We start from the raw sequence: 12271 nt of genomic DNA, 5'->3' as shown, positions 1-12271 counted from the left end.
ACTTTAGCGCCGTTGCAAGGCCGAGTTTTTCAACACAATCGCCCTCATTGCGGACATTCGCCGCATTCAGTAAGCTGCCAACATGCCGACGAACACCATTCTCTTGATGAGAACTTCTCTTTGGCTGCTACTGTCAGTAGCCGCGCTGATTGCGTCATTTTGGTTGATGCTCGTCGTAGTATCGGGATTTTCGATCTGGACGACAGAGTCAAACGTCGCTGGCTTGACGTTGCAGACCGGCCTCCTTGTCTCTCCGGTGGCGTTGTTTTTTGGTCTGAAACTATCCAAGCATAGCGACGGCCTCACTGTCGTCTTGTTTGCATTTAGCTGGTCTGTCGTCTCCGCGGCGTTGGTCACTCTCGGGTTTTGGTAGGGCTGCGGCCGGCGGCGGAGCCGCCGAGTCCGGTGGGGGCGGGGCCTAACGATCCTCCCCCTCTGGGGGAGGTGGCACGCGGCACGCGTGATGAAAGGGGCGGGCTGGCTCGCTTGGGCCGACTTGCCCGCTGCCGGCCCCCTCCGCCTCCCGTTGGTCGGCACCTCCCCCAGAGGGGGAGGATCTTTAGGCGCGGGCCTCGTTACTTGTTCATGGTGGCGAAGAAATCCGCGTTCGTGGCGCTGTCCTTCATCTTGTCCATCAGGAACTCGATCGAGTCGGTCGCGCCCATCTGCATCAGGATGCGGCGCAGCACCCACATCTTGGACAGCGTCTCCTTGTCCACCAGCAGCTCTTCCTTGCGGGTGCCGCTCTTGCCGATGTCGATGGCCGGGAAGACGCGCTTGTCGGCGATCTTGCGGTCCAGCACGATTTCGGCGTTGCCGGTGCCCTTGAATTCTTCGAAGATCACTTCATCCATGCGGCTGCCGGTGTCGATCAGCGCGGTGGAGATGATGGTGAGGCTGCCGCCCTCCTCGATGTTGCGCGCCGCGCCAAAGAAGCGCTTGGGCCGCTGCAGGGCGTTGGCGTCCACACCGCCGGTCAGCACCTTGCCGGACGAGGGCACCACCGTGTTGTAGGCGCGGCCCAGGCGGGTGATGTTGTCGAGCAGGATGATGACGTCGCGCTTGTGCTCGACGAGGCGCTTGGCCTTTTCGATCACCATTTCGGCGACCTGGACGTGGCGCGTGGCCGGTTCGTCGAAGGTGGAGGAGATGACCTCGCCCTTCACCGTGCGCTGCATGTCCGTCACTTCTTCGGGCCGCTCGTCGATCAGCAGCACCATCAGGAAACATTCCGGGTGGTTGGCGCTGATGGCTTTGGCGATATTCTGCATCATGATCGTCTTGCCGACGCGCGGCGGGGCAACGATCAGGCAGCGTTGGCCCTTGCCCAATGGCGAGACGATGTCGATCACCCGGCCGGTCTTGTCCTTCGACGTCGGGTCACCGCTTTCCAGGTTCAGCTTCTCGTTGGGATAGAGCGGGGTGAGATTGTCGAAATTCACCCGGTGGCGCACAGCTTCGGGATCATCGAAGTTGATCGCCGTCACCTTGTTGAGGCCGAAATAGCGTTCGCCATTCTTGGGCGCGCTGATCTCGCCTTCCACCGTGTCACCGGTGCGCAGGCCATAACGGCGGACGATCTGCGGGTTGACATAGATGTCGTCGGGGCCGGCCAGATAGCTGGCATCGGCCGAGCGCATGAAGCCAAAGCCATCGGGCATCACCTCGATGGTGCCGCTGCCCATCACTTCGGTGCCCTCTTCGGCGGCGGCCTTCAATATGCCGAAAATGATGTCCTGCTTGCGCAGGGTGGAGGCGTTTTCGACGCCCATTTCCTCGGCCATGGCGACGAGATCGGCCGGAGCGGTTTTCTTGAGTTGTTGCAGGTGCATGGGGTTCCTCTGGCGACAGGCGCGCGATGGGGAATGACAAAATGGCTCGGTCGAGCGAAGGCACACCAGGACGGGCGCCGGATCTGATGACGTGCCTAATCCGCAGGGCACCGCCCGTCAAGGCCGGTCTGACCGCCCGCCAGTCTTGCCAATATTGACGAATTTCCCCGGGATTAAGGGAAGTTTTTCCGTGCAGAACAAGGGTTGGAAACGGCGGCTTGTGGAGAGGATCATCCCCAGATGTCGGGCTGCGGGGCAGACGCGCGGGCCTGCCGTCAATTCAGCCGGAAGCGGATGGGCTGCACGCGGCCCATGCATCCCACGGTTTCGGTGCCGCGCAGCACCGGCTTGAATTTCCAGCTTTGCATGCGTTTGACCGTCTGTTCGGAAAAGGCGAAGGGTGGCCGGGCGCTGATCACCCGCACATTGGCGATATCGCCGGCCGGGGTGACATCATGCGCCACCCGCATCAGGGCGGACAGGCCCCAGGCGCGGGCTTCACGCGGGAAATCATCGACGGTCAGAAACGTGTTGCGGCCCTGAGGGCGCACATCGGCCAGCGCGCATTGCTGCGGCGACAGGCCGGTGCTGGCCAGTGCGCTGGCGGCCACGGCTTCATCGCCGCGGGCAAAGGCGCGATCCGACAACATCAGCAATGCCTGCTGGCGCAACGGATCGGCCTCGCCATGGCGAGCGGCGATGGCGGCGAGCTGGCTTTCCGCTTCCGGCCCGCTGCGACTGTTGAGCTGTTGCAGCCGCAGATAATCGGCCATGCGGATTTCGCCGCGCTGTTCGGCCAGGGCGACCAGCCGGCGAACCATGGCGAAACGATCAGCCACCGACCGGTTGAGCCGGCCCTGCGCCAGTTCCCGCACGAACACCGGCGCATCGTGCGTTTTCGCCAGAGCAGCAAGCCGGCGGGCATGATCAAGCTGTTCGGCCGGGCCGACGGCGCGGTTCACCATCAGTTCGGCGAGCAGCGGCACGGCGGCCACCGCCTGGATGTCGCCGGCGGCATCAACGCTGGCCAGCGCCGCCAGCAATTGCTGGCGGGTTTGCGCGTCGGTGCCGGTGAACCCCGGGCGCTTCAGCCCCTTGGTTGCCAGCCAGGCATCCACATCGCGGTTCAGGCTGGCGACCACCAGTTCGGGCCGCATGGTCTGGCAGCGCAGTTCAACCCGGACGGCGGCGCGCCACAGCGGGTTGGTGGCCTTGGCCTGTTCGGCCGGCCAGCTCCAGCCATGCACGGCGGCGGCGAACTCCTCTTCAGGGTGGCTGTCGGCCGGGCCGCTGCCGGGGTTGGCATAAACGGGACGGACATTGACCACCCTGCCATCATCGCGCACCGAAAATTCGATCACTGCCATGGCATCCGGGGCCAGGGTGCCGGTGGGCGTGCACGGCGGGAGATCGCCCACCCCGCCCTGCCCGCCACCGCTTTCATCCAGCATCGACGCCCCTGACAGGGCGGTGAGCCGGACCACGCTGGCCATGTCCTTCTTGAGCCAGGCGTGCACGATGAGATCACCGCGCAGCTGCACATCATCCAGATTGACCTGCAAGCTGCTGGCACCACCGGCCAGCCGGCCCGCTTCATCAAGAGCACGCCTGGCATCGTCCAGACGACCCTGGCGCATGGCCAGTTGGCCCTTCAGCCGCAACACGTTCACGCGGCCGCTGATGCTGGCCTGCGGCGATCCCCAGGCGGAGTCCGGCTCGGCCAGCAGGCCGTCGATCAACCTTGCCGCAGCATCGGCTTGGGTCCACTGGCCGGTGCGGGCGGCACCCATCCGCGCCTGCATCAGGCCCAGGCTGCCCGACGGCAGAAGTTTTTCGTCGATGATCGTCTGCCAATGCCCATGGGCCTCGCGCAGCCGGCCCTGTTCCTCCAGGGCGCGGGCGAGGTGGGTGAGCGCGGTGGCGCGTTCGTCGGCCACCGCGGCAATGCCGGCGGGCAGGCCGGCAACGGCGGCTTCGAGCAGCGGCTGCGCTTCCTCCACATCGGCCATGGCGATCATGGTTTCGCCCAGGCGGTTGCGCACGATCATCGCGGATCGGCCTTTGGACGCGCCCAGCCGTTCCAGCAGGGCGGCAAAGCCGGCGCGGGCCTGGGGAAGGCGCCGGGCATCAAGATGGGCTTGCGCCGCATCGAAATCCTCTTGCACTGTGGCGGCCGTGACGGGCACTGCGACAAGCAGGAACAGGCCGAGGCAAAAGCGGTGCAGCAACATGCATGCAGATTTGCCCATTCCGGCCGAACTGACAATAGCTGCAATTGGCCACACTATGTCGCAACAGATGAAGTCTGGGCAGGAGAAGACAAGATGCCGGTGGATGCGCTTGGGGATTATGATCCGAACAATATCTTTGCCCGCATCCTGCGCGGCGAGATTCCGTGCCGGCGAGTGCATGAGACGGATCATGCGCTGGCCTTTCACGACATCAACCCGCAGGCGCCGGTGCATGTGCTGGTGATCCCCAAGGGGCCGTATCGCAGCTGGGCGGATTTTTCGGACAAGGCCAGCGAGGCGGAGATTGCCGGGTTTGTGCGGGCGGTGGGGGAGACGGCGAAGCTGCTGGGGCTGGAAGCGCCGGGTTATCGCCTGCTCGCCAATGCCGGGGTAAATGCCCACCAGGAGGTGCCGCACCTGCATGTGCATGTGTTTGGCGGCAAGGCGTTGGGGCCGATGCTGGCGCGGTGATCCCCTCACCCTCCCACCGCTTCGCGGCGGGCCCCTCCCTCTCCCCCAAGGGGAGAGGGTTTATTGATGCGCCTCCCCCATGCGGCGGATGGCGGTGATCTTGGTGTGGAGCGGGGTCCAGTCGTCACGCTCGGCAATTGGGGCCCACAGCGCCTCCACCTCGTCGATCAGCATGGTGCAGGGGGCGTCGTCGGACCAATAGGGGTGTGACGGCGGCCCCATCGCGAAATCGGGGATCAGCGCCAGGAAATCGGTGAAGGCGTCGTGACTGTAATGATGGTCGGCCGGGGATGGACCGCGCCGCACGCCGCCGCGCCAATCAAAGAAGAAGCGGTCCGGGTCCATTTGCGTGCCAACCAGCGCCTTCTGGATGGCTTCGACCAGCGCCTCGTCTTCGGCCGGGCCCAGCCGCTTGACGCCGAGCCGGCCGAGCATGGCATCGGACAGGGCGGCGCGGTAGCGTTGGGGGTAGGTTTCGAGCGGGCCTTTCAGCTCGTCCACCTCGGCAATCAGGCGCAGGGCGCTGCCTAGCTGGAACAGGTTCCACTGCAGCGCTTCGGCCTGGCGGCCAAAGGCGTAGAGGCCATAATGATCGAAATAGGCGGCGGTGAAGCCGGCATCCCAGGCCGGGGCGAAGCGCCAGGGGCCATAATCGAAGCTTTCGCCGGTGATGTTGATATTGTCGGTGTTCAGCACGCCGTGGACGAAGCCGGCGGCCATGAACTGGGCCGCCATGCGGGCGGCGCCCTTGACGGCGTGATCGACCAGGGCGGCGACCGGGGTGGGGCCGCTCGCCCCAGGCGCGAGGTGGGTGAGGCAATAATCGACCAGCCGGGTGAGCGCGTCGCGGTTCTGGTGGAAGGCCTGACGCTGGAAACTGCCATAGCGGGCATGGCTGTGGTTCAATCGCACCAGCACGGCCGAGCGGGTGGGCGAAGGTTCGTCGCTGCGGACCAGATTCTCACCGGTTTCGATGACACTGAAGGTGCGAGAGGTGGCGACGCCGAGCGCTTCGAGCATTTCGGTGGCGAGGATTTCGCGCACCGCGCCCTTCAGGGTGAGGCGGCCATCGCCGGCGCGGCTGTACGGGGTGGTGCCGCTGCCCTTGGTGCCGAGGTCCATCAGGCGGCCGCGATCATCCCGACATTGCGCGAACAGGAAGCCGCGGCCATCGCCGAGATCGGGGTTGTAGGTGCGGAACTGGTGGCCGTGATAGCGCAGGGCGAGCGGTTGCGGCAGGCTGCCGGGCAGCGGCGCGAAACGGCCGAAATGCTGCAGCCACTGATCGTCGGTCAGGCCGGCAAGGCCGATTTGCGCGGCGGCGCGATCATTGCGGAAGCGGAGGATGGTCTGCGGGAAATCGGCGGCGGCAACGGGATCGAAGAAATTCGGGCCGAGGCTGACGATGGTGGTTTCGGGGGCAAAATTCATGGCCCCATCATGGCCGGGGCGGGCGGATTATTCCACCACATATCCCGAGGCGGCGCGGATGAAGCGCACGGTTTCGCGCTCGATGCGGTCCGTCTCTTCGGGGGTGGCGGCGCACAGCCAGCGATCAATGGCATCGCCAACAATATGGTGGGTGAAGCTGGCGGCGATGTCGATTTCCACACCGGTGACGCCGCGCTTGGCAAAGGCGGCCTGCATGTGGCGCTTGATCCAGTCGGTCGTGACTTCCTTGGCGGCGTGATAGAAGGGTTCGGCATCGGCGCTGGCGGCCATGGCGGCCTTGGGCCCGCATTCGTTGCAATCGGGTTCCGGCCCTTCCCAGATCATGTTTTCGCGCACGAAGCGCAGCACGCGCGGGACGGTGATGCCGGGTTCCAGATCCTCGAGGGCATAGCCCTCTTCCATGGCGGCGATCATGGCTTCGCCGTGGCGGCGGCCCAATTCCTCGAGCAGGGCCTTTTTCGAGCCGAAATGATAGAAGATCGAGCCTTCGGAGACATCGGCTTCGCGGGCGATATCGGCGGTGCCGGTGGCGGCAAAGCCGTTGCGCGAGAACAGCATATGGGCAGCGGCGAGCACGCGCGCCTTGGTTTCGGCCGGATCATAGCGGCGGGCGCGCACATCGGCGGCCGGGCGGCCACGCGGGCTGCTGCGACCCTGTGCAGTTGAGACGGAACGTGAATCGACGGCGCGCGTTGCCACGGTGCTTGTTCTTCCCTATCCCCCCGGGATGGGATTCCTATAGCAAGCAACCTGAGTCAGAGTCAAAACATGCCGCTTGCCGCCGCCTCCACCCGCCTTGCGCCGGCCCCCGGCTGGCAGCGCGGCTATGTGTTTTCGGGCGACAATGTGCGCCTGTGCTGGCGGGAGCATCATGCGCCGGGCGTGGATGATCAACGGCCTGTGTTGCTGTGCCTGGCTGGCCTGACCCGCAATGGCAGCGATTTTGCCCATCTGGGCGACAGCCTGGGCCGCGATTGGCGGATCATCGCGCCCGATCTGCGCGGGCGGGGCGAATCGGGCTTTGCGCGCGATTCGCTGTCCTATGTGCCGCTCACCTATCTGCGCGATCTGTCGCTGGTGCTGGACGCGGCGGGGGTGGACCGGTTTGTGGTGATCGGATCATCGCTGGGCGGGCTGCTGGCGCTGCGGATGACGACGGCGCACCGGGCGCGGATGGCCGGCGTGGTGCTGAACGATATCGGCCCGGAACTCGAGGTGGCGGGCCTCAATCGGCTGCGCGCCAATGTGGGCCGGGGCGGCAACTGGCTGACCTGGGTACACGCGGCGCGCGATCTGGCGGTGCGCAATGCCGGCATCTATCCCGATTGGGGGCTGCACGACTGGCTGGCCTTTGCCAAGCGGCTGTGCCGGATCAGCCCGCAGGGGCGCATCGTGTTTGATTATGATCCGCGCATTGCCGAGCCGTTCCGCCTGCCGCACGGCGATGCCGGGGCGGATGACTGGGCGGCCTTTGACCAGCTGCGCGGGCTGCCGGTGCTGAGCGTGCGCGCCGCCCTGTCTGACGTGCTTTCGGCCGCGACACAGACCCAGATGGGCCGGCGCCTGCCGGGGCTGCAGATGGTGACGGTGCCGGGGGTGGGCCATGCCCCCACGCTGGCCGAACCGGTGGCAGTCGCGGCGCTGGCCGAGTTTCTGCACAAGGTGGAACAGGGAGAGGGATGATGAACCGCACATATTGGAAGCTGGTGCGCCGGCCGGTGGGCGATATCGCGCCGGGCGATCTGGAGCTGGTGACCGAGGCGCTGCCCGAACTGGCCGAGGGGCAGTTCCTGCTGCAGGTGATTTACCTGAGCCTGGACCCGACCAACCGGATCTGGATGAGCGACATGGAGCAATATATGCCGCCCGTGGCGCTGGGGGCGCCGATGCGGGCCGGGGTGTGCGGGCGGGTGATTGCCAGCCGCAAGGCCGGGGTGTCCGAAGGCCAGATCATGGCGGGCCTGGGCGAATGGGCCGATCATATCGTGTCGGACGGCAGCTTCATGAGCCCGCTGCCGCAGCTGCCAGGCGTGCCGCTGGCGGCCACCTATGGCACGTTGGCGCTGGTGGGGCCCACCGCCTATTTTGGCCTGATGGACATTGGCCAGCCCAAGGCCGGCGAGACTTTGGTGGTGAGTGCCGCGGCCGGCGGGGTGGGGCAGATTGTTGGCCAGATCGGCAAGATCAAGGGCTGCAAGGTGATCGGCATCGCCGGGGGCCGCGCCAAATGCGATTATGTGGTGAACGAGCTGGGGTTCGATGCCGCCATCGACTACAAGGCCGAGGATGTCGGCGCTGCGCTCGACCGGCTGGCGCCCGAGGGTGTGGACATCAATTTCGAACAGGTGGGCGGCAGCATCATGGTGGAGGTGCTGAAGCGGATGCGCATCTTTGGCCGGGTGCCGCTGTGCGGGCTGATTTCCAGTTACAACGACGTGACGCCCACCGAGCCGCCGGGCTTCTGGACGATGATGCTGATGCGCCGGCTGACGGTGCGCGGTTTCATCGTGACCGATTTCGCCCCGCGCTTCGGCGAAAGCGGCGCGGCGCTGGCCGGCTGGATGATGGGCGGCCAGCTGAAGACGCGGCAGGACATCAGGCCGGGCCTGGAAAATGCCCTGGAGACGGTGAAGGAGCTGTATAGCGGCGGCAATTTCGGCAAGCTGCTGATCGAGGTGAGCGCGCCTTAAGGCGCCTGCCACACCACCCGGCCATCCACCATCGTCAGCAGGCTGCGGCCGGCGGCAATGGTGAAGGGGTCGACGGTGAAGATATCGCGATCCAGCATCACGAGATCGGCGCGCTTGCCGACCTCGAGGCTGCCAAGCTCGCGTTCCACCCCCAGCTGATACGCGCTGCCGAAGGTGAGGGCGCGCACGGCCTGGGCCACGGTCAGCGCCTGTTGCGGATTGCGGGCCGGCAGGTCGCGCCGGCCGGGCAGGCGGCGGGTGACGGCGACTTCGATCTGGGTGAGCGGTTTCCAGGTCGAGAGATAGGCGGCGGCCGGCCAATCGGTGCCAAAGCTCTGCACGGCGCCGCTGGCGAGCAGGCTTTTGAACGGGTAGGCCGCCTCCATCACATCGGTGCCGACGAAGCGGCCGATATTGTCATAGCTGGGATCGCGGGTGGCCCACTGGATGCTGGTTTGCGCCACCACGTTCAGCTTGGCGAAGCGCGGCACATCGGCTGCATCGACCAGATCCATGTGGGCAATGGCATGGCGCTGGCCGGTGAGGCCGGCAAAACGGGCGCGGGCGACGGCATCGAGCACCTGGCGCACCGCCGCGCCGCCAATGGCGTGGACATGCACGGGCACCCCGGCCTTTTCGGCGGCGGTGATGCGGGCATCAAGATGCGCGTCGGTCATCATCGGGACGCCCTTGAAACTGGCCTTGTCCTTGTAAGCAGCGAGCAGATAGGCGGTGTGGCCTTCGGGCACGCCATCGGCAAACAGCTTGACGGCGGTGGGGCGCAACAGCCTGCCGCCATGGCGCGCCTTCAGCTGCAACAGGCGGGCGACCGGGTCATCGGCCTCGCTCCGGTTGGCGGTGGAGGAGAAATAGCGCAGCGGCAGCTCGCCCGCCGCCTCCATGCCGGCGAGCAGCTGATAGGCCGACGCCTCGTCCGGCGCGCCCATGCCGGCATCGAACAGGCCGGTGAGCCCGGATTCCAGCGCACGCGGCAGCCAGCGGCGGAAGGCGGCGGCATAGGCGGCGGTGGTGGGGGCAAACAGCCGGCGCGCCATGTCGGCATCGGCGCCTTCGCGCGCGGTGCCGGTGGGGTTGCCGGCCGCATCACGTTCCCAGAAGCTGCTGCCCGGCACCGGATCCTGGGTGGCGGCGGTGATGCCGCCGGCCTTCAGCGCGGCGGTGGAATACCAGGTGGAATGGCCATCAACCGATTCGATCAGCACGATGCGATCCCCGAACGCCGCATCCAGTTCGGCCGCCGTCGGGCCTTTCGGGCCAAAGAGATGGTTTTGCCAGCCGCGCGCCTGGATGGGGCCGGTGCCGGGGCTGGCGGCCTTCAGCGCCTGCAGGGCGGCGGCGAGCTTTTCCGGCGTGTCGGCCGCGGCGAAATCGATTCCGGTATCAGCGAGGCTGCCCGACAGCGCGTGCATGTGGCTGTCGATCAGGCCGGGCAGCACCAGCCGGCCCTGTGCATCGATCACCCGTGTGCCGGGGGTGATGCAGGCCCGCGCCTGCGCCGTGCTGCCCACGCGGGTGATGCGGCCGTTTTCGATGCACAGGCCCTCGGCGATGCGGTCTTTCGCATCCATCGTGTGGATGCGGGCGTTGAGGATCACGGTGTCAGCCGCCAGGGCCGGCATGGCCAGCACGGACGCCGCCAGGATTGTCTTCAGCATATCAGCCCCCTTTTGCCGGCAGCGTGGCAGAGCCGCACGCCGCTGCCAAGCGAGGCCACAGCGGGTGCAGGATGGTTGTCCGGACAAATATTGATTTGTCCGGACAAGTTGCATATGGTGGGTGTATTGCCGCAACAGAACGGCACCCGCACAGCCCGAATTGCCCTGTCTTTCACCCTGCTTGCCGGCGTGTCTGCGCCGGCGTTGGCGCAGGCAGCGGCGCCGCCCGCCACGGCGGCAGCCGACACGGCGGAGGATGGCGAGATCATCGTCACCGCCCGCAAGCGCGAGGAAAAGCTGCAGGATGTGCCGCTGACCATCGCGGTGGTGAACCAGGAACAGATCGCCAAGGCCAATCTCGACAATATTTCCGATCTGGCCTTCCAGACGCTGGGCTTTTCCTTCCGTCAGGGCTTTGGCCGCATCGGCGGTGGCGGCGGGGCCGGGGTGCGGCCTTCGGTGCGCGGCATGTCCAGCGTGGTGGGCGCACCCAATGCCGCCTTCTTCGTTGATGGCATCTTCGTGTCCGACAACATCAACAGCTACCAGCTCGACAATCTGGAACGGGTCGAGGTGATCAAGGGGCCGCAGAGCGCCCTGTTCGGCCGCCAGACCTTTGCCGGCGCGATCAACTTCGTCACCCGCAAGCCGCGCAACGAACTGGCCGGCCGGGTGCGGATGACGGCGGGCGAATATGGCAATTTCGAAGTGTCGGGCTATGTCTCGGGTGCGCTCGCGCCGGATGTGCTGAAGATGGAAGTGAACGCCCGCTATTATGAGTTCGGCGGCGACTGGGTGGACGCCGACAACGGCAAGCGCGAACTGGGCCAGCAGCGCAGCATCAACATCGGCAGCACGATCCTGTTCGAGCCGGGGCCCAATTTCGAAGCCGTGCTGCGCGTTGGTTACAGCGAGGATGATGACGGCGGCTATGTCTATGGCTTCCAGGGATCGGCCAAGAACAACTGCTTTGCCCCGCCGATCGTGGCCACCGTGCCCTTCCCGCGCACCAACACGGCGCGGCGCGGGTTCTTCTGTGGCGAAGTCCAGGTGCCTTCATCCTATGCCTATAATATCGATGAAATCCGGGCCGCCGGCTTTGACGGGCTGGAACGCGAATTCTGGCGCAGTTCGCTGGAACTGAACTGGACGCTGTTCGGCGGCTGGCGGCTCACCTCGCTCACCGCCTTCAACCGCAATGTGTCCACAACCGGCCAGGACAATACGCTGCTGCCCAGCAGCAACCCGGCCTTTGCCGTGGACCAGGCCCGCAACAGCGACTGGAGCCAGGAGGTGCGCATCAGCACCCCGCAGGACTGGAAGGTGCGCGGCCTGTTCGGCGGCTATCACTTCCGGCAAGACAATGACGGCGGCTTCCAGTTCACCAACACCAACCGCACGATGCGCCCGTTCGACAGCGCCGAAGCGGTGAGCAACTATTCCATCTTCGGCATGGTGGAAGCCGACATCACCGATGCGCTGACGGTGAGTGCCGAAGCCCGTTATCAGTGGGAAACCATCTTCGATTCCAGCCGCACGCTGGGCACCGAAGGCCAGCCGGCGCCGGTGCCGACCGGCCTGCGCCAGGTGGAGTACAAGGCCTTCCTGCCGCGCCTCACCATCGGTTATCAGGTCAATCCCGATCTCAACCTGTTTGCCACCGCCGCCAAGGGCAACAAGCCGGGCGGGTTCAACGCCCTGCCCAACGATGCCATCCAGGCCGACAATGATTTCTTCCGCGCGCAGGGCTTTGACGTGTTCCGCGAAGAAAGCGCCTGGAGTTATGAACTGGGCGCCAAGGGCCGTCTTGGCGTGTTCAATTTTTCGGCGGCGGCCTTCCTGATCAACTGGTCCAACCAGCAGCTGAGCCGCGGCGAGGCCTATCCCGGATTATTCACCGGCCGGGTGATTTCGGGTTG

At 65.9% G+C, this 12271-nt stretch carries 10 protein-coding genes; 5 read left to right on the top strand and 5 right to left on the bottom strand.

Annotated features, from left to right (window positions below):
- The coding region (locus CHU93_RS00790) for a hypothetical protein (RefSeq protein WP_207759170.1) at positions 1 to 294 on the top strand (294 nt) is incomplete at its 5' end.
- 281 nt (positions 295 to 575) lie between these two features.
- On the opposite strand, the gene rho is transcribed toward CHU93_RS00790, so the two are convergent.
- The gene (gene rho / locus CHU93_RS00785) at positions 576 to 1832 is read right to left on the bottom strand and encodes a transcription termination factor Rho (protein ID WP_094472318.1); all 1257 of its coding nucleotides are present in this window, start codon (positions 1830 to 1832) and stop codon (positions 576 to 578) included.
- Positions 1833 to 2107: 275 nt separating this feature from the next.
- Positions 2108 to 4063, bottom strand: a complete 1956-nt coding sequence (locus CHU93_RS00780; protein WP_106408461.1) for an energy transducer TonB — start codon at positions 4061 to 4063, stop codon at positions 2108 to 2110.
- Positions 4064 to 4156: 93 nt separating this feature from the next.
- Here CHU93_RS00780 and CHU93_RS00775 point away from each other — a divergent pair, with 93 nt between their 5' ends.
- A complete protein-coding gene (locus tag CHU93_RS00775; RefSeq protein WP_094472320.1) occupies positions 4157 to 4534 on the top strand; it encodes a histidine triad nucleotide-binding protein in 378 nt (125 codons plus the stop codon).
- A 60-nt stretch (positions 4535 to 4594) separates the two neighbouring features.
- On the opposite strand, the gene CHU93_RS00770 is transcribed toward CHU93_RS00775, so the two are convergent.
- Positions 4595 to 5965: a protein adenylyltransferase SelO family protein gene (locus tag CHU93_RS00770; RefSeq protein WP_094472316.1), complete on the bottom strand. Its 1371-nt coding sequence runs from the start codon at positions 5963 to 5965 to the stop codon at positions 4595 to 4597.
- A 27-nt stretch (positions 5966 to 5992) separates the two neighbouring features.
- Entirely contained in the window at positions 5993 to 6685 is a 693-nt protein-coding gene (locus tag CHU93_RS17650; RefSeq protein ID WP_094472315.1) for a TetR/AcrR family transcriptional regulator, read from the bottom strand.
- Between the two features lie 69 nt (positions 6686 to 6754).
- Between CHU93_RS17650 and CHU93_RS00760 the strand changes: the two genes are divergently transcribed.
- Both CHU93_RS00760 and CHU93_RS00755 read left to right on the top strand, forming a co-directional pair.
- The gene (locus CHU93_RS00760) at positions 6755 to 7669 is read left to right on the top strand and encodes an alpha/beta fold hydrolase (RefSeq protein ID WP_094472314.1); all 915 of its coding nucleotides are present in this window, start codon (positions 6755 to 6757) and stop codon (positions 7667 to 7669) included.
- Positions 7669 to 8676 (top strand): NADP-dependent oxidoreductase, encoded by a 1008-nt coding sequence (locus CHU93_RS00755; protein WP_094472313.1) that lies wholly within the window; start codon positions 7669 to 7671, stop codon positions 8674 to 8676. Before CHU93_RS00760 ends, CHU93_RS00755 begins: the two co-directional genes overlap by 1 nt.
- Here CHU93_RS00755 and CHU93_RS00750 read toward each other — a convergent pair.
- Positions 8673 to 10352, bottom strand: coding sequence for an amidohydrolase (locus CHU93_RS00750; protein ID WP_165768541.1), 1680 nt, complete (start codon positions 10350 to 10352; stop codon positions 8673 to 8675). The genes CHU93_RS00755 and CHU93_RS00750 overlap by 4 nt on opposite strands.
- A 126-nt stretch (positions 10353 to 10478) precedes the next feature.
- Here CHU93_RS00750 and CHU93_RS00745 point away from each other — a divergent pair.
- Positions 10479 to 12271: TonB-dependent receptor (locus tag CHU93_RS00745; protein ID WP_165768540.1), on the top strand; the 1793-nt coding region annotated here is incomplete at its 3' end.

The organism is Sandarakinorhabdus cyanobacteriorum (assembly GCF_002251755.1).
In the GTDB taxonomy this organism is placed as follows: Bacteria; Pseudomonadota; Alphaproteobacteria; order Sphingomonadales; family Sphingomonadaceae; genus Sandarakinorhabdus; species Sandarakinorhabdus cyanobacteriorum.
This window is presented reverse-complemented; position numbering and strand designations above follow the sequence as displayed.